The sequence below is a fragment of the Gordonia sp. (in: high G+C Gram-positive bacteria) genome, from assembly GCF_049647785.1.
Taxonomy (GTDB): domain Bacteria; phylum Actinomycetota; class Actinomycetes; order Mycobacteriales; family Mycobacteriaceae; genus Gordonia.
Window position 1 is genome coordinate 160496 of sequence record NZ_JBARYI010000078.1, and the last position, 17462, is coordinate 177957.

Consider the following 17462-nt stretch of genomic DNA (forward strand, 5'->3'; position numbering starts at 1 on the left):
GTGAGCGATCTGTTGAATGTGAGCGGCACAGGGTTGCCGGTTAGTACAGGTCACACCTCGACTGGTGGGTAGAGCCGGTCCATGGTGTACTGCCGGTTCCGTCTCGCGGCGAGCACCGAGACACCCAAGAAGACGACGGTGATTGTCAGTAGCACGGTGAGCGCCACCCAGAAGCGGTAGTCAACACCGCCCATGATCATCTGTCTCAGCCCGTTGACGGTGTACGTCATCGGATCAATCCAGTGGATGTATTGGAAGGGTTTGGTCGTCGTCTCAACTGGATAAATGCCGCCGGCGGACGTCAATTGGATCATCAGGAAAGCCAATGTGACCACGCGGCCCACGGCTGGCCCGAATAAGGCGTTGAACATCTGTATCAACGCCAGGAATGCGGCGACGACCACCACCATGAATAGGAATGTTCCCAGCATGTGTGCTGGTCGAAGCCCGACGGCTAAGACCGTGACGCCGTACAGGATGGCGGCCTGCAAGATGCCGACGGCGAGTGTCGGCGCATACGAGGCCAGCACGGCGCGCACCGAACTCAAGCCCTGGGCGATCGGCCGCGACTGCAACGGTGTGAACAGCATCCAGGCGATGATTCCGCCGACGAAGAGTGCAAGCGAGAAGAAGAACGGCGCGAAACCGGTACCAAATGTGCCCGCCTCGTTCTTGTACTCCTCCGACAGCACCACGGGCTGCGCCAAGGTCTTGGCCAGCGCATCCTGCTGCTGCTGCGTCCACTTCGGGATCGCCTTGCTCGCTTCGTCGAGTCCACCCGCGAGTTCGTGAGCACCCGCAGCAAGCTGAGTGGTGCCTGCTGCCAGTTGGTTCGCACCCGAACTCAGCTCGTTGGCGGCCCCGCGCGCCGACTGGATGTCCGAATGTAGACCGTCGGTCTCGGCGAGCCCGAGAAGCGAGTGGATTTGGCTACCGGGAGTGTTCATTGCCGCAGTGAGTGCCTGCGAGTCATTGAGCAGTTGCGTCGCGGAGTTATTTGCCTCCGGGCCAAGACCCTCGTTGCCCAGCACATTCTTTGCTGGCGCCAACGTGCGAGCAAGGGCCCGCATCGCCGGGTCCGGACTGTTGGCCATCGCGGAAACGGCTTGGTCGAGTGCGTTGTAGGCGCGTGATTGCGTGGCCGCCGCTCCGCCCACGATCTCGTTGAGCCTCGTCGCGTTCGCGTTGACCCGTTCGGCCGTGGCGCGGACCTCCGCCGGGCTCAGGCCCCCGGAACCGCTCGTCGCGGCGAGGAGGGGATCGGTGACCCGCATAACGACCCCGGACAGCTCATCGAGTGCACCGGACAGTTCGTTGGCTCCGGCATTGGCGGTGTCCAGTCCGGCCGCGAGTTCGTTCGCTCCGTCGGTCGCCTTGGTTACCTGCGGCAGCATGCTGCCGACTTCCTTGAACACGATGTCGAAGGTCTGCGTACCGACCTGCGCTGAGACCTGCGTGACGACCTGCTGTGCGGCGTCGCCACCCAGCACGGAGGCAAGGTAGTTGTTTGCGTCGTCGTAGGTGAAGATGAGCGGGGCCGATCGAGCGTTGCCGGTTGTCGGTGAAGTGACCGCTTCGCTGAAATCCTTCGGCAGCGTGATGGAGAAGTAGTACTTGCCGTGCGCGACACCGTTGGCGGCTTCTTCTTCGGAAACCACATGTAGATCAAGCTGTTTAGAGTCGACGAGGCCCTGCACCACCTGTTCGCCCGCAGCAAGAGGTTTCCCGTTGAGGGTGGCGCCAGCATCCATGTTGACCAGCGCAATTGGCATCTTGTTAACCGCATTGAATGGGTTCCAGAATGCCCAAAGGTACAGGGCGCCATACATGAGCGGCATCAAGATGATCACAGCGAGGGCTAAGCGAGGCATTCGCCCGCGGTAGTACCGCTTGAAGTCGCTGCCTGGGGAAAACGCGGCAAGCATCTTCATTGAATCTGGTCCTCACGTTGGAGACGAATGAACTCGTCGTCGGTCAAGTTGGGGACATCGATAACGTCCGTGATTCCGGGTTGCGGTTGCACACCATTGATATCCGCGGTGATGACGGTCTGTTCTCGTCCCAGTGCGATGAGACGATCCAGCAAGATTCTGCTGCTGCGATCGCCAGAAAGTTTGTCGACCCCGCCGACAACCAGCAGTTCCGGGCGGCGAATATTGGCCATAGCGATTCGGAATAGTGCTGCGGTAAGTTCGGGGAGTTCTTCGACGTATGCGTCGAGCGACGGCAAAGTCAGCGGGCCGAACACCGGTCGGCACATTCTTTCCAGGTCATCCTGGGTCGATTGCCCGACGATTTTGTACCAGGGGGCGGTCCAGCGAAGCTGTTCGGTCAGCACATCGTGCACGCGGATCGTCTGCTCGATACCGTCGACTTCCTCGATGAATCCAAGCGCGGAGTTGGCAAACAGATTGCGAGCATCATTGATTCGGCCGAAGGAATCTAAGGTTCCCGAGGTGGGCTTCATTCGGCCGGCGAGAGTTAACAACAAAGCGGTTCGCCCGCGTCCACCGGCACCGACGAGAACAGTGAGTCCACCGCGACGGACGCGCAAGTCAACGGGTCCATAGATATGCCCCCACGAAGCGCGGACGCCGATACCCTGTGCATCAAGTAACACCTCCCCGCCGTCAGCGAATTGCACGGTGGAGAGTTGGTCGGTGGCGGCCGGGTCGTAGATGGGGGAGTCTGGGGTCGGTTCGGTCATCGTTGTTACAACTCGTTCTTTACGACAACGCCATCCTTGATGATGACCTTCAGGTACTCGTCGGGCTTGCCGATAATTGATAGGTCCGCGGTCGGATCGCCGTCGAACAGCAACATGTCCGCCCAGGCATCCTCGGCAATCACCCCGAGTTTGTGCGCCGCGTAGGGATTGCGTGGACCAGCCATCTCAAACAGTTCAGCATTGACCGAGGTGAGCATCTGAAGTGCCTCGATATTGGTGTAGAACTCGCCGAGGCGCGCGGCCATTTCGCTCTGGCGCGGTGCCGATTCGGGCTCCAAGAGTAGGTCGGTGCCCCACGCTGTCTTTACTCCGTGCTTGCGAGCCCAGCCGTAGACGGCGTCCGTCCCATTGCAAATCTCAACGTTCTTCGCCGAGCGTCCGGGATCCGGGTACGAGTGGTCGTGCTCGGCGAAGGGTTGCATCGACAGCCAGATGCCCTTCTCCCCGATCAACGCGACCGTGTCTTCATCAGCGAGGTGGCCGTGCTCGATGGAACGCACTCCCGCATCAATGGCGCGGCGAATCCCTTCGACGGTGTAGACGTGCGTTGCCACGTACGTGCCGTAGTCGGAGGCGGCTTCCACAGCGGCACGGATCTCGTCGGCCGTGTACTGGAGGGTGTTGAGTGGGTCGTACATCGAGGCCGCTCCGCCTCCGACGGTCAATTTGATCTGCGTTGCGCCCTTGCGCAACTGTTCACGGACTGCCGTCAAAACATTGGCCGAACCATCAGCCACTCGAGTGAATCCGATTTCTTCGGTACGACTCGGTCCGCCACCGAAAGTTGGCGGGGTCTCGTAGACGAAGGCGAAGTCGGCATGGCCGGAAGTCTGCGAAATCATCGCCTGGCTGGGGAAGATGCGCGGACCTTCGAATTGGCCGCGGTCGATCGCTGTTTTGACCGCGGCTACGTCGCCGCCCATGTCTCGGACCGTGGTGAATCCGCGGTGCAGCATGGCCTTTGACTCGGCAAGGGTGTTGACGTAAAGGCTGCCTGTCGGACCCATGATGAAGTCCATGTAGCTGTTGGCATTACCCATTAAATGAACATGGGCGTCGCTCATTCCGGGCATCAAAAAACGACCGCCAGCGTCGATAATGGTGTCCTCGGGCTGGGTGGCTACGGGAGAGGTCGAGACCGCGGAAATTGCCGGTCCCGCTATTACAACATCAGCGCCGGAGACTGTTTTTCTGTCAGTTCCGTCGAAAAGGGTGCAGTTTCGGATAACGGTCCGCGAGTTAGCAAGGGGCCTGTTCATAGTGTCAGTATTGCAGAGGATTAGATCCTGCACTGGATGTGGGTGGGAACCAACAAGCAAATTGGACCGCAATGCGCGGAGTCTCGAAATTCACGAGATGTTCAGGGCTGATGCGCTGCAGCGCTGAAAGCATTTAGGCCGCACCATAGCGTGATTTTGGCGCCAGTTAAAGGGGCTAAGCGAAGGTTCGATCGTTCAGGTGATGCTCGGCGGGAAAGCCTAGGCGCGCGCCGATTGCGGCGAAATACATTCGCGGTGACATAGCATAAAACAGTCCCTCATATATTGAAGTCATACAAAGGGGACCCAAAATTGTGTAGATCGCCGCGGGGGCTGGCGAGGGCGACGAGGTTTGCTAGTGATGCAGCTGGCCGATGAGACGGAGGAGCTTGATGGCGTGTTCCTTGTCGAGTGGTTCGTTGCCGTTGCCGCATTTCGGAGACTGCACGCATGACGGGCAGCCCGAACTGCAACCGCACGAGGAGACGGCGACATCGGTGGCATCGATCCATTCCACGAAGGCCTCGTAACCGCGGGCGGCGAAGCCTGCGCCGCCGGGATAGCCGTCGTACACGAACACGGTAGGCAGGCCGGTGCCGGGATGGTTGGCGGTCGATAGGCCACCGATATCCCAGCGATCGCAGGTGGCGACCAGTCCGAGCATGCCAATCGCCGCATGCTCGGCGGCGTGTAGTGCGCCGGGGAACTTATCAAGGCCAATGCCAGCGCTAAGCATCGACTCCGGCGTTAGCGTGTACATCACCGCGCGGGTTTCGAGGCGGTGCTCGGGGAGGTCGAGTGGGACCGAATCGAGAATCTCGCCCGTGATGGCCTTTCGGAGGAAGCCGACCACCTGGCCCGTCACAACGACCCTTGCCAGCGCCACGGTCAACGGCCCAAATCGGCGCTCAACCTCGATTTCGGTAATGGTGACGTGGCTGACCTCGCGCGGCGAGGTCGTCCAATCCGGTTCTTCCGGATGCGCCAGGGCGAGGCCATCGTTGAGGTCGAGTTCGTCGATCACGAAGCTCTCACCCTGATGGAGATAGACCGCTCCCGGGTATACCGACGTCATCGCGCGGGCGGTATCGACCGTGCCTAGCAGGCGGGAACTGGTGGTGTCGACGATCAGCACCTGTCCGCCGATGCCGCCGCGAATGTCGATGTCGGCGTGCGGGTCGATTCCCGGGGCGACGTACCAGCCAGCCTTGCGGTGCTTGAGCATTCCCTCGGCCGTGAGCTGCGCGACGACGTCCTCGGCCGAAAATGCCCGCACGTCTTCCGGAGTGAGGGGGAACTCCATAGCCGCGCACAGCATGTGGGGTCCAAGGACATACGGATTGGTCGGGTCGGTGACCGTGGCCTCCACCGATCGCTCCAGGAGTGTTGCCGGGTGGTGAACGAGGTAGGTATCGAGCGGGTCATCGCGTGCCACCATCACCACGATGGACCCCTCGCCGCGTCGTCCCGCGCGACCGGCCTGCTGCCAAAACGACGCAATGGTGCCCGGGTATCCGGCCACGATCACCGCGTCGAGGCCGGAAATGTCGACGCCGAGTTCGAGTGCGTTGGTGGTGGCCACCCCGAGAAGTTCTCCGTCGGAGATGGCCTGCTCAAGCTTTCTGCGATCGTCGGCTAGATAGCCGGCCCGATAGGCCGCCACGCGGTCGACGAGATCGGGGGCCGTGTCGGCCAGGATGGCTTTCGCGCGGACGGCGGTAATCTCCACTCCGCGTCGACTGCGGACAAAACAGAGTGTGCGGGCCCCTTCGATGACGAAATCGGCGAGAAGTCGAGCGGCCTCCGATCCCGCGGAACGTCGGACCGGGGCGCCGTTCTCGCCCAATTGGCCACCGGCCGATTCGTCGAGAAAGCCGGGCTCCCACATGGCGACGGTCCGCGCCCCGTGTGGGGAAGCGTCCTCGGTTACCGCGACGACGTCCTCGCCGATGAGCCGGGAAAGTGCCTGCGCGGGATTGGAAACCGTGGCGCTGGCACCAATCACGACGGGATTGGCACCGTACTTGCGGGCGATCCGCAGGGTGCGTTGCAGCACCAGGGCGGTGTGCGAACCGAAGACACCGCGGTAGTGATGACACTCGTCTACGACGATGTACTTCAGCTTTGCGAAGAACGTGCGCCACCGCGGATGCGTGGACGTGATGCCGATTTGCAGCATGTCGGGGTTGGTGAAGATCCAGCGGGAATGCATGCGTGCCCACTGCCGGAGTTCGGAATCGGTGTCGCCGTCGTACGAACTCGGCGCGAGGTGATTGAACTCGGGTCGACCGGCAATTAAGTGTGCGATGGACCGCAGTTGGTCGGTGCCAAGCGCTTTGGTGGGCGACAGGTAGAGCGCCGTGGAGTTGGGGTCTTCGGCAAATGTGGTGAGGACGGGAAGTTGGTAGGCCAGTGACTTACCCGACGCTGTGCCGGTGCAGATGCAGACGTGCTGCCCCCGCTTTGCGAAGGTGGCCGCATCGGATTGGTGGCGCCACGGCTTGGGGACGCCATGTTCGACGAACGCATCGCGAACGGCGGGGTGCACCCACTCCGGCCAGTCGGTGACATCGGCGGACCTGGAATCGATCACCGACAAGTGTGTGAGTGGACTCGCATCCTCGGATACGCCCGCCAGGGTGCGGCCGAGCAGATCGCGGCCGTAATTGGCTTGCCCCATAAGTGTTTTGCGCCCCGCGGTTCTTATTTCGACGTGTCTTAACCTGCCATCGTACGCAGGGACTTTGTGCCCAAATCCGGCTCCCGGTAAAGAACCTTGGCCATGAGGGTGTCTTTGCGGGCCGGAACGTGGTTAGCTTGAGGAGGTCGCATGCTCCACAAGTTGGAGCACAGGCGATCGGTGTACTGCAGTTTGTTCCATCGCCACCCGGCGAGGTTCGTTTGAAGTACGGCGGTCCCAAGAGACCACCGTCGCGGCTCCGCCGCGCCGGGTGAATGCAATGTAAAGGAATGCAGTAAATGGCACAGGGAACTGTGAAGTGGTTCAACGCGGAGAAAGGCTTCGGATTCATCGCGCCTGACGATGGCGATGCTGATGTCTTCGTTCACTACTCCGAGATTCAGGGCAACGGCTTCCGTACCCTCGAAGAGGACCAGCGCGTGGAGTTCGAGGTTGGCCAGGGCACCAAGGGTCCCCAGGCTACCGGCGTTCACGCACTCTAAGTCTCCACTGAGCCCGCCAGGGTTCGATTAAAGACTTCAACTAAACTCCCGGACCGCTTTGGCGGCCGGGAGTTTAGTCATTTCTGGGCCCGGTGGTTCGCGTCCCGCGACACCAAACTGTCACCTGAGTCTCGTACGATGGTCAGGTGAGCCAGATGTCGCTGTTTTCTGCGGAAATTGAGGACCCGGCAATTGCCGACCTCGCGGGATTGCTTGCGGCACAAGGACAGTCGATGCATACCTCCTGGGGTGCCCGAGTGTCGGTGGTGGTCGCAGATCAATGGCGTGCCGAAGCGATCTGCCAAGAGATCGTCGATGCTGGTCTCGAAGCGGAGATCGTCGCCTCCGAAGAGGGGCACCCAATCGCTCGCACGGAGGCGAACCCCCGCATTACTGCGTTGCACCGCGCCTGGACCGCAGGTGCGGTCAAATCAGTTCCCGAAGGCTGGACTCCCACACCGCATGCGCTGCGCCTGTGGACGCTGGCCGCTGGCCGCCCAGACGGGCCGCATTACTGCCTCGGACTCGACCCGGGTGCCCCCGACACCTATGCGAATCTCTCGACGTCGCTCATGCGCGTGGGAATTGCGCCGACTCTTGTCGGGACACGCGGAGGCAGCCCCGGACTACGAATCTCCAGTCACAAGCGAATTACCCGACTGCTGGAGAATATTGGGATCGCCCCAGACGGCGCGCCCGAGGGGATTTGGCCCGGTCAGTAGGGGCAAATAGTGCCCGCGTAGCGTCGAACTGTGCAGTTTGCGGTGCACAAATTGGTCTGAACAAGCGACCTACGTCTCTACGCAACTATCCAGCGCGACGTGCAGAAGACACGTTATATAAGGTACAACGGCATCGAGCAGCAATTACCTGACCGAAGGGCACCCGTGGCCGCCAACGACAACTCATCCTCCGCCGTGCGGCGACTCGTCATCGTGGAGTCCCCGACGAAAGCACGCAAAATTGCGGGCTATCTCGGCGGCAACTACGTTGTCGAATCGTCGCGTGGGCATATCCGAGACCTGCCTCGCGGTGCCGCCGACGTGCCCGCCAAATACAAGGGGCAGCCCTGGGCGCGCCTTGGCGTCAACGTCGACGACAACTTTGAGCCCCTCTACGTGGTGTCCGCAGACAAGAAGTCGACGGTCACCGAGCTGAAGTCGTTGATGAAAGACGTCGACGAGCTTTACCTCGCAACGGACGGTGACCGCGAGGGGGAGGCCATCGCATGGCATCTACTTGAGGTCTTGAAGCCGAAGATTCCCGTCAAGCGCATGGTGTTCCACGAGATCACCGAGTCGGCGATCCGTGCTGCCGCAGAGGATCCGCGCGAACTCGACATGCCGATGGTCGATGCGCAGGAAACCCGACGCATCCTGGACCGTCTGTACGGCTACGAAGTGTCACCGGTGCTGTGGAAGAAGGTCATGCCGAAGTTGTCGGCGGGCCGAGTGCAGTCCGTTGCCACCCGCATCATCGTCGAACGCGAACGCGAACGCATGGCGTTCGTGTCGGCCGACTACTGGGACATCGCCGCCACGCTCGATGCCGGTGCCGAAGCGTCCCCGAGGACGTTCGCGTCGCGGTTGGTCAATATTGGTGAGGACCGAGTTGCCACTGGCCGCGACTTCGGTGCCGACGGCCAACTGAAGAAGACCGCCGGTCTGACCGTCCTCGACGAAGCGCGCGCCACCGGTTTGGCCGCTGCGCTGCAGGGTGCGCCCCTGACGGTTCGTTCGGTAGAAGAGAAGCCGTACACCCGTCGGCCGTATGCGCCGTTCATGACATCGACGCTGCAGCAGGAAGCAGGGCGCAAACTGCGGTTCTCCTCCGACCGCACCATGCGCATCGCGCAGCGACTGTACGAAAACGGCTATATCACCTACATGCGTACCGACTCGACCACGCTGAGCGAGTCGGCGATCAACGCGGCGCGCTCGCAGGCCCGCCAACTGTATGGCGACGAGTTTGTCCATCCCACTCCGCGCCAGTACACGCGCAAGGTCAAGAACGCGCAGGAAGCGCACGAGGCGATTCGCCCTTCGGGTGAAACCTTCCGCACTCCGGGCCAGTTGGCGTCGGCGCTCAACACCGACGAGTTCCGCCTTTACGAGTTGATCTGGCAGCGCACCGTGGCCTCCCAGATGGCCGATGCGCGCGGCACCACCATGAGCTTGCGGATCGGTGGCAAGGCCACCACCGGCGAAGACGTTACGTTCGCGTCGTCGGGCCGCACCATCACGTTCCCCGGTTTCCTGTCCGCGTACGTCGAGACCGTCGACTCGCAGGCGGGCGGCCAAGCCGACGACGCGGAGAACCGTCTCCCGAACCTCCGCGAAGGTCAGGCGCTCACGGCCGCCGCGTTGACTGCCGACGGGCACTCAACCAACCCGCCCGCCCGCTATACCGAGGCTTCGTTGGTGAAGACCCTCGAAGACTTGGGGATTGGTCGTCCGTCCACGTATGCGTCGATCATCGGCACCATTCAGGACCGCGGCTACGTCATCAAGAAGGGCAGCGCGCTGGTCCCGTCGTGGATCGCGTTTGCGGTCATCGGCTTGCTCGAGGGCTACTTCAACAGTCTCGTCGACTATGACTTCACCGCATCGCTGGAAGATGACCTCGACCAGATTGCGTCCGGCAACGCCGACCGCACCCGCTGGCTCAGCGAGTTTTACTTCGGAACCGACACCGACGCACCCGTCGACGACAACGACGATGCCGCCGGTGCCATGGCGCGCGTCGGTGGTCTGAAGAAGCTCGTCGACGTCAACCTTGAGGGCATCGACGCACGAATCGTCAACTCGATCAAGCTCTTTGACGACTCCGAAGGCCGCCCCGTTTTTGTTCGCGTGGGACGCTACGGCCCGTACTTGGAACGCAACGTGGCAGGACCGGACGCCGAACCCGACCTGAAGCGCGCCAATCTGCCGGCAGATATGACGCCCGATGAGTTGACGCTGGAAGTTGCCGAAAAGCTCTTCGACACGCCGCAGGAAGGGCGCGTTCTGGGCGTCGACCCGGTAACCGGTCACGAGATCGTCGCGAAGGAAGGCCGATTCGGTCCGTATGTGACCGAGTTGCTTCCCTCGGAAGATGACGGCGACGACGGTACGGCACCCGTGCCGACAATCCCGGCAGGTCCCACGCCACGCGACGGCGGTGAAACCGTCGGATCGCCTGTACCGGCCGGCGACGAGGTGGTCGCACTCGACGAGGTCGGCGAAGGCACCGTCGCGACCGCCAAGAAGACGGCGAAGAAGACTGCTAAGAAGGTCGCGAAGAAGGCTGGCCCCAAACCGCGAACCGGCTCGTTGTTCAAGGGCATGGATATTTCGACCGTCACGCTCGAAGACGCATTGAAGTTGCTGTCGTTGCCGCGCGTCGTCGGAGTGGATCCGGAGAGCAACGAGGAAATCACCGCGCAGAATGGCCGCTATGGTCCGTACCTGAAGAAGGGGACGGATTCGCGGTCGCTGACCAGCGAAGATCAGCTGTTTACGGTGACGCTCGAGGAAGCCCTCAAGATTTACTCCGAACCGAAGCGTCGTGGTCGTGCTGCGGCCGCCCCGCCGTTGCGTGAGCTGGGTCCCGACTCGGTCACCGAAGCGCCGATGGTGATCAAGGATGGCCGATTCGGTCCGTACGTGACCGACGGCGAAACCAACGCCAGTCTCCGCAAGGGCGACGAGGTTGCCACCATCACGCCGGAACGGGCAATGGAACTCCTGGCCGATCGCCGCGCGCGCGGTCCGGCCAAGAAGGCAGCAAAGAAGACGGCCAAGAAGACCGCAGCGAAAAAGACTGCAGCGAAGAAGACGACAGCGAAGAAGACCGCGGCGAAGAAGACGACCGCGAAAAAGACGGCAGCAAAGAAGACAACGGCGAAAAAGACGACGGCGGCGAAGACGACTGCCGCAAAGAAGACGACTGCCGCAAAGAAGGATCCCGCCCCAAACGCCGCATCCGACGAAGCCCCCTGGGACTAGCCCCAGGGAGCGCTCCCGCGCCGTTCCGCTTTTCCGTCACAATTCAGCCAGACCGTCACCGATCTTCACGATCGGCGACGGTCTGGCTGATTTTGGGCTCCCAGATGTGACAGAAAAGGGGAAATCCGGCGGGGGTTCAGCCCGTAAACGCACCGCAAAACGGCAGACGGCAGACGGCAGACGGCACGACCGTCCTCGCCTAAGCGGGTTCGACGGAACCGGTGGGTTCAGCGATGTCCAGATCGGGGCGAGCCAGCAGGGTCTCGATTCCACGGCCGCGGAGTTCTACACCCTCGCCGATATCCCAGTGCTTGGATTCGGCATCGCTAGCCAAGAACACCGCGCGGGCCGAACCAAGGACGCGGGTGGCTTCATCTTTCGCCAGTTCGGTCAGGCGGGCCGCCTCATTGACCGGGTCCCCAATCACCGTGTACTCAAGCCGCTGTTCGGAGCCGATATGGCCAGCGACAGCTTTACCTGCCGACACCCCGATGCCCATGTCGACGTCACCGAGGCGCTGCGAGAGTTCCACGCGCAAGTCGCGGGCCGCAGCCAGGGCGGCACCGGCAAAGTCGTCCTGATCCAAGGGAGCACCGAAAATTGCGAGGGCGGCATCGCCCTGGAACTTATTGACAAACCCGCCGTGCCTGCCCACCACTTCCACGACCACCTCAAAGAAGTCGTTAAGCAATTCGACGACTTCGCGGGGTGGGCGGTTTACGGCGAGTCGCGTCGACCCGACGATGTCGACAAACAGCACTCCGATATAGCGCTCTTCGCCACCCAACTCGGTGCCGGTCTCGATGGCACGACGTGCCACGTCCTCGCCGACGTAACGGCCAAACAGGTTGCGGAGATCCTGGCGCTCGCGAAGGTCGGACACCATGTCGTTGAACCCGGCTTGCAAAAGGCCGAGGTCATTGCCGTCGTAAATCTTCACGGCGACATTCAGATTGCCTGCACGGATCTGGCTCAGGGCGACCCGCAACTGTTTCACGGGGTCGGTGATCGACCGAACCAGCCGTGAGACTGCGAGCAATCCGAACACAATCGCCGCGGTCGCCAGCCACAGAATCGGGCGCTGCAAGCCCTGGGCATCGGTCTCGATCACGTGCGTGTGCTGCAAGACGATCAGAGTCACAATCATCAACATCGGAACGACAACCGAGGTCACCCAAAACACCGTGATGCGGGTGGCGATACCGGGGGCCTTGGAATTATCGGGGTCGTTGGCCATCGCGGCCACCGTGATCGGCCGCAGCACCTTCTCGGTCTGCATAAACCCGAGGACGCCCGTCACAAGGGCGCCGATGAGGCTCGCGATGATGACGATGACGCAGTCTTTCACCGACGTGCGCAGGTTGATTATGGACAGCAAGATGCCGCCGACGGCCCACAATCCCAGGTTGATCGCTGTGAGCAGGGTGGGCAGATTGAGGGCACGTCTGCGGGCGGCTTCGTCGTCGAGGCGGGTGCGCCGCCGATGCCAGATCAGGACCGGCATGCTGAGTTGGATGGTGAGGTAGGTACCGATGATGATCGCGATCACCAGGTACAGGCCGAACGCCGCCTGGTTCTGGGCGTTGAACTGACTGAGGGAGATGGAGTCGACCTGCGGCATACCGAAGCGGAGGAAGGCGAAGGTGAACAGCGCACCGAGCAGGTTGGCGCGGAGCATGTCGAGCGCAAGGACGGGCCACGGCGTGTGCACCAGCCAACGCAGCGTGTGCGCTGCCCGAGCTAGGCCGGACCGTCGTGTGACCATGTCATCCAAAGTAGCGGGCTGCTTGCAATTGTTAAACACCCGGCGGGATGCGGGATTGCTGAACTGGCCTTTAGTCTGACAGATGTGACTAATGTCTTCGCCAGAATGATCGGCCAGCAAGCCCTGGTCGACGAGTTGTTGGCAGCAGCAACATCGGCTCGTGCCGTAGCTTCTCGGCTCAGTGAGGCTGAAGGCGGTGCGGTTTCGATGTTCGCTGGCGAACCCTCCGGTGACATGGAGCCGGTGGCACGCGAGACCATGACCCACGCTTGGTTGTTCACCGGGCCGCCCGGCAGCGGGCGGTCAGTGGCCGCGACCTGCTTTGCAGCGGCTCTGCAGTGCCAGTCGGTCGACGAGGTGGGGTGCGGGGAATGTCGTGCCTGTGTGACCGTGCTGGCGGGCACGCACGGCGATGTCCGGCACATCGTGCCGGAAGGTTTGACGATTTCCGTCGCCCAGATCCGCAGCATCGTGCAGTTGGCTGCCCGTCGTCCGACGACGGGCCGCTGGCAGATCGTGGTGGTCGAAGATGCGGACCGGCTCACCGAGCAGGGCGCAAATGCGCTCCTGAAGGCTGTGGAAGAACCGCCAGACCGCACCCTGTTCCTCTTGTGCGCGCCGTCGGTGGCACCCGAAGACATTTCGATCACGCTGCGTTCGCGGTGCAGGCATGTGGGGCTCACCGCCCCACTGGCCGCAGACATTGCGAGGGTCCTGGTGGACAGGGACGGTATCGACGTCGACCGTGCCGAGTGGGCGGCGTCGGTGTCTGGCGGACACGTTGGACGAGCCAGGCGGCTGGCGGTAGACGCCTCCTCGCGGGAGCAACGCGACAGGGCGCTGTCGCTAGCGCGCGCCGCCACCCGGGATTCGACGGCCTACGCGGCAGCTGAAGACCTGGTCCGCACCGCTACGGAAGCCGCAGCGCTACTGAGCGCCGAACGCGACGCGGCGGAAACCGAAGAGCTGATGACGGCGCTCGGTGCCGGCGGCACAGGCAAAGGCACCGCACGACCACCGCGCGGAACCGCAGGTGCGGTCAAAGATTTGGAGAAGCGACAGAAGTCGCGGCGCACCCGCATGATGCGTGACGTCCTTGACCGCGCTCTCGTCGACTTGGCGGCGTTGTTCCGCGACGGGCTGTCGTTGGCGATGGGGGCACAAGTGACCTTGATGCACCCGGACAAAGCCCAAGATTTGACGGGGCCGATGGCGCGTCATGCGAGTCCGGAGGAGCTATTGGGGTGCGTCGAAGCGGTTCTGGATTGCCGCGACGCGCTCGAAATGAACGTGAAACCCAAGTTCGCCGTCGACGCGATGGTGGTGCGAATTGGTCGGCAACTGTCGCACCGGTGAGGGGCTAAGCAGTACGCGCTAGTTCGCGGACTCGGCGCGGTCGTCGTCGATGTCCGTGCCCTCGGTATCGGTGTCCTCGGCGAGCGGATCGTCTCCACCGGCACCTTCAAGGACCGTCAACTCGTTGTCGATGGCTGCGGAAACCGCTTCCGCCTTCTGCTTGATCTTGTCGATGAAGTGGTTCATTGATGCTCCTGGGCCTGGTAGAAAACTTGATCTAACTATATGTGTGGAACAGCGAATTGTCGGCGTCACGTCGTAGTCTTTTCCGCAGTGGTCCGGCAGTGAGCTTCGTTGGGAGTCAGATGGGGCAGTGGGCGCGACTTTCGGCGGTCGGATTGGTCTTCGTCGGTGCCTTGGCCGGAACGTCGGTTCGGTGGGTCGCCGAAAAGGCATGGCCTGCCGTAGACGGCGGGTGGCCGTGGGGAACTTTCGTCGTGAACCTCGCTGGCGCGTTCGTGCTCGGCGCGCTGCTCGAAGGGTTGGCCCGGTTGGGGAGCGACGCTGGCGTGCGGCGCGGTGTGAGATTGGCTGTTGGCACTGGCTTCTGTGGAGCGCTCACCACGTATAGCGCTTTCGTGTTGGAGATCAGCATGCTGGGCCGCGGTCACTTTTACGGCATGGCGGTCGGATATGCGGTCGTAAGTGTGGTGGCTGGCGTACTGCTGGCCTGGTTGGGAATGCGTATTGCCCGACGCGTACTACCGCTCGGGACGGTGACCGCCCAATGATTTTTGCCCTCACGGTCCTCGCGGGAGCGCTCGGTGCGGTGGTTCGCTTCCTGGTGGACGATCTCAGTCGGCGCCGCTGGCCAGCGGCCTTCCCCGGCCCCACCTTTGCAATCAATGTGACGGGCTCGCTGCTCATCGGGTTGGTGGCAGGCTTAGTTATGTTCGGCGGGGCCGCGAGCGAATGGCAGGTGGTGGTCGGGACGGGCTTCTGTGGCGGCTACACCACCTTCTCGACTGCTGCTGTCGAGACGATCCGCGTTGGCGGGCGCCGTGGCTTCATTTACGGAGTGGCAATGCTGGTTGGGTCGGTCGCCGCGTGCGGCGTCGGGCTATGGCTTGGTTGGTTGCTCTAGCTATCTGCGTAGCTTCTGAAAGAGCGGCCTGGCGCGTGATGAACGCACCAGCGAAGATGCGACACCGGACTAGGCTACGACAATGCTGCGCTTGGCCAAGCCCATCCAAAACCCGTCAATGGGCTGGTCGGGAACGTCGCCGATATGCGATGCCGCGCCAAGAGTCACAAACAGCGGAGCGAAGTGCTCGGTCCGCGGGTGCGCGTACGGCATACCCGGCGCTCGGTTGGTGAAATCGAGAAGCGCGTCGACGTCGCCCGCGGTGAATTGCTCGCGTGCCCAGTGATCGAACTCCACCGACCACTGGGGTGGGACGGCATCGGGGGTGGGATCGGTCAGGTACGGCAACCCGTGGGTCGTGAAGCCGGAACCGATGATCAGGACACCTTCATCGCGAAGGGGCGCTAGTCGCTGCCCGAGGCTCAACAGGTGCTGTGGATCTAGCGTTGGCATCGACACTTGGAGGGTCGGAATGTCCGCCTCGGGATACATGACGGTCAGCGGCACGTAGGCACCATGGTCCAGGCGTCGTTCGTGGTCGTGACGGACCGGCTCGGTCGCGGGCATCAGTGCACCGACCCGATCGGCCAGCTCGACGGCTCCGGGGGCGTCGTAGGTGGTCGCGTAATAGCGATCAGGGAAACCCCAGAAGTCGTAGGTCAGTGGGACTCGGGAATCGGTCGCACCGACCGTGAGCGGAGCCGCTTCCCAGTGTGCGGAGACGATGAGGATTTGCTTTGGTCGAGGGAGGTTGGCGGCCAGCGCCTTCAGTTCGGTAACCCAGCGCTTATCGTCGACCAGTGGTGGAGCCCCGTGGCTGAGGAACAGTGCGGGCATCCGGTCGGCGGCTGGCTGGGTGGGTGACGACATCGTGAGCCTCCTGCGGGATCGGTCTACCTCGGTGGAGTGCAGAGCAACTGCCGACCCACGCGCTTCCAAGGATAATCCCGCCGGCCGCGACCCCGGAGCCAAGACCTTTTTCCCTTCTCGCATCATGCGAGAAGGGACGGCGGGCGGTTACCCGAGTTGCGGGGCCACGTGCTCGGCGACGAGCGCGAGGTGCTCGAGGTCGGCGAGGTCGAGAACCTGCAGATAGATGCGGCTGGCTCCTACCTCGCGATAGCGGCTGATGGCCGCAGCGACCTCGTCTACGGTGCCCGCTGCGCCATTCGCGCGAAGTTCTGCCGGCTCGCGACCGATCGCGGCCGCACGCTTGGTGAACTCGACTTCCGTGCGCCCACAGCACAAGACGAGGGCGGCGGAGTTGACGATCTCGTCGCGGTTGCGGCCGATACGCTCGCACGCGGCATCGACGCGCTGATACATGTCGGTGACTTTCTCAACGGGCGAGAACGGCACGTTGAACTCGTCGGCGTACTTGGCTGCCAGCCGTGGTGTGCGCACGGGTCCGCCACCGCCAATGATGATCGGCGGACGAGGCCGTTGGACGGGCTTGGGTAGTCCCGGCGAGTTCGTGATCTGCAAGTACTTTCCTGCGTAGTCGAACGTTTCTCCCGCCGGGGTCGCCCACAACCCGGTGACAATGTCGAGGGTTTCCCCAAGTCGATCGAAGCGTTCGCCCAGCGGCGGGAACGGGATGCCGTAGGCGGCATGCTCTTCCTCGAACCAGCCAGCACCGAGGCCGAAGTCGAGCCGACCGCCACTCATGTGGTCGACTTGCGCCGCCTGAATCGCGAGTTGGCCCGGGTGCCGGAACGTCGCCGACGTCACCAGGGTGCCAAGGCGGATCCGGGAGGTTGCCGTCGCGAGCGCCGCCAGCGTCAGCCAGGCGTCGGTGGGTCCGGGGAGGCCGTCAGAGTTCATCGCAAGGTAGTGATCGGAGCGAAAGAACGCGTCGAAGCCGAGTTCCTCGGTGGCTTGTGCGACGGCGAGAAGAACGTCGTAGGTGGCGCCCTGCTGAGGTTCGGTGAAGATGCGAAGTTCCATGGGCCCATCATGCCTACGGTGCCCGCACCACGAACACATCGACTCGGGGCACCGCGCGGACAGGTGCCGGAAGTACTACCGCGCCGACGGGCCGTTCGCCGCGGGATGTGTCGAGCGCTTCGCGGATTACTTCAAGGGTTACGGGGTCGTA

Annotated in this window: 14 protein-coding genes; 6 read left to right on the forward strand and 8 right to left on the reverse strand. The window is 62.7% G+C overall.

What is annotated here, in order from left to right; all coding sequences use genetic code 11:
- Window positions 1–50 precede the first annotated feature (50 nt).
- The 4 genes from WBA38_RS12690 to WBA38_RS12705 all read right to left on the reverse strand — a co-directional run bounded on the left by WBA38_RS12690 (window position 51) and on the right by WBA38_RS12705 (window position 6667).
- On the reverse strand, window positions 51–1925 hold the full coding sequence (locus tag WBA38_RS12690; RefSeq protein WP_424296868.1) for a YhgE/Pip family protein: 1875 nt from the start codon (window positions 1923–1925) through the stop codon (window positions 51–53).
- Window positions 1926–1927: 2 nt separating this feature from the next.
- Entirely contained in the window at window positions 1928–2707 is a 780-nt protein-coding gene (locus tag WBA38_RS12695; RefSeq protein ID WP_424296850.1) for an ATP-binding cassette domain-containing protein, read from the reverse strand.
- A 5-nt stretch (window positions 2708–2712) separates the two neighbouring features.
- Complete coding sequence (locus tag WBA38_RS12700) at window positions 2713–3987, reverse strand: amidohydrolase family protein (protein ID WP_424322852.1); 1275 nt, start codon at window positions 3985–3987, stop codon at window positions 2713–2715.
- A gap of 355 nt (window positions 3988–4342) precedes the next feature.
- Window positions 4343–6667: a DEAD/DEAH box helicase gene (locus WBA38_RS12705; protein ID WP_424296854.1), complete on the reverse strand. Its 2325-nt coding sequence runs from the start codon at window positions 6665–6667 to the stop codon at window positions 4343–4345.
- Between the two features lie 299 nt (window positions 6668–6966).
- Between WBA38_RS12705 and WBA38_RS12710 the strand changes: the two genes are divergently transcribed.
- From WBA38_RS12710 to topA, 3 genes are all read left to right on the forward strand, one after another.
- Window positions 6967–7170: a cold-shock protein gene (locus WBA38_RS12710; protein WP_009679429.1), complete on the forward strand. Its 204-nt coding sequence runs from the start codon at window positions 6967–6969 to the stop codon at window positions 7168–7170.
- A 146-nt stretch (window positions 7171–7316) separates the two neighbouring features.
- Window positions 7317–7892, forward strand: coding sequence for a hypothetical protein (locus tag WBA38_RS12715; RefSeq protein ID WP_424296857.1), 576 nt, complete (start codon window positions 7317–7319; stop codon window positions 7890–7892).
- Between the two features lie 165 nt (window positions 7893–8057).
- Window positions 8058–11159: a type I DNA topoisomerase gene (topA, locus tag WBA38_RS12720; RefSeq protein WP_424296858.1), complete on the forward strand. Its 3102-nt coding sequence runs from the start codon at window positions 8058–8060 to the stop codon at window positions 11157–11159.
- A 199-nt stretch (window positions 11160–11358) separates the two neighbouring features.
- On the opposite strand, the gene WBA38_RS12725 is transcribed toward topA, so the two are convergent.
- Window positions 11359–12924 (reverse strand): adenylate/guanylate cyclase domain-containing protein, encoded by a 1566-nt coding sequence (locus tag WBA38_RS12725; RefSeq protein WP_424296860.1) that lies wholly within the window; start codon window positions 12922–12924, stop codon window positions 11359–11361.
- A gap of 84 nt (window positions 12925–13008) precedes the next feature.
- On the opposite strand from WBA38_RS12725, the gene WBA38_RS12730 reads away from it, so the two are divergent.
- The gene (locus tag WBA38_RS12730) at window positions 13009–14280 is read left to right on the forward strand and encodes a DNA polymerase III subunit delta' (RefSeq protein ID WP_424296862.1); all 1272 of its coding nucleotides are present in this window, start codon (window positions 13009–13011) and stop codon (window positions 14278–14280) included.
- Window positions 14281–14298: 18 nt separating this feature from the next.
- Here the strand turns inward: WBA38_RS12730 and WBA38_RS12735 are convergent, their stop codons facing one another.
- Window positions 14299–14466 (reverse strand): hypothetical protein, encoded by a 168-nt coding sequence (locus WBA38_RS12735; protein ID WP_424296864.1) that lies wholly within the window; start codon window positions 14464–14466, stop codon window positions 14299–14301.
- Window positions 14467–14564: 98 nt separating this feature from the next.
- Between WBA38_RS12735 and WBA38_RS12740 the strand changes: the two genes are divergently transcribed.
- Window positions 14565–15011, forward strand: coding sequence for a fluoride efflux transporter FluC (locus tag WBA38_RS12740; RefSeq protein ID WP_424296866.1), 447 nt, complete (start codon window positions 14565–14567; stop codon window positions 15009–15011).
- Entirely contained in the window at window positions 15008–15364 is a 357-nt protein-coding gene (locus WBA38_RS12745) for a fluoride efflux transporter FluC (protein WP_424322853.1), read from the forward strand. Before WBA38_RS12740 ends, WBA38_RS12745 begins: the two co-directional genes overlap by 4 nt.
- 69 nt (window positions 15365–15433) lie before the next feature.
- Here the strand turns inward: WBA38_RS12745 and WBA38_RS12750 are convergent, their stop codons facing one another.
- Window positions 15434–16234, reverse strand: coding sequence for a dioxygenase (locus WBA38_RS12750; protein ID WP_424322854.1), 801 nt, complete (start codon window positions 16232–16234; stop codon window positions 15434–15436).
- 147 nt (window positions 16235–16381) lie between these two features.
- Window positions 16382–17311 carry an LLM class F420-dependent oxidoreductase gene (locus WBA38_RS12755; protein ID WP_424296781.1) on the reverse strand — a complete coding sequence of 310 codons (930 nt, stop codon included), beginning with the start codon at window positions 17309–17311 and terminating at the stop codon, window positions 16382–16384.
- Window positions 17312–17462: the final 151 nt, after the last annotated feature.

Excerpts from the sequence above, each read along its gene's own strand:
- WBA38_RS12755 (WP_424296781.1), bottom strand. The coding sequence starts at position 17,311 with ATGGAACTTCGCATCTTCACCGAACCTCAGCAGGGCGCCACCTACGAC.
- WBA38_RS12745 (WP_424322853.1), top strand. The coding sequence starts at position 15,008 with ATGATTTTTGCCCTCACGGTCCTCGCGGGAGCGCTCGGTGCGGTGGTT.
- WBA38_RS12750 (WP_424322854.1), bottom strand. The coding sequence starts at position 16,234 with ATGTCGTCACCCACCCAGCCAGCCGCCGACCGGATGCCCGCACTGTTC.
- WBA38_RS12725 (WP_424296860.1), bottom strand. The coding sequence starts at position 12,924 with ATGGTCACACGACGGTCCGGCCTAGCTCGGGCAGCGCACACGCTGCGT.
- WBA38_RS12710 (WP_009679429.1), top strand. The coding sequence starts at position 6,967 with ATGGCACAGGGAACTGTGAAGTGGTTCAACGCGGAGAAAGGCTTCGGA.
- WBA38_RS12695 (WP_424296850.1), bottom strand. The coding sequence starts at position 2,707 with ATGACCGAACCGACCCCAGACTCCCCCATCTACGACCCGGCCGCCACC.
- WBA38_RS12690 (WP_424296868.1), bottom strand. The coding sequence starts at position 1,925 with ATGCTTGCCGCGTTTTCCCCAGGCAGCGACTTCAAGCGGTACTACCGC.
- WBA38_RS12700 (WP_424322852.1), bottom strand. The coding sequence starts at position 3,987 with ATGAACAGGCCCCTTGCTAACTCGCGGACCGTTATCCGAAACTGCACC.
- WBA38_RS12735 (WP_424296864.1), bottom strand. The coding sequence starts at position 14,466 with ATGAACCACTTCATCGACAAGATCAAGCAGAAGGCGGAAGCGGTTTCC.
- WBA38_RS12705 (WP_424296854.1), bottom strand. The coding sequence starts at position 6,667 with ATGGGGCAAGCCAATTACGGCCGCGATCTGCTCGGCCGCACCCTGGCG.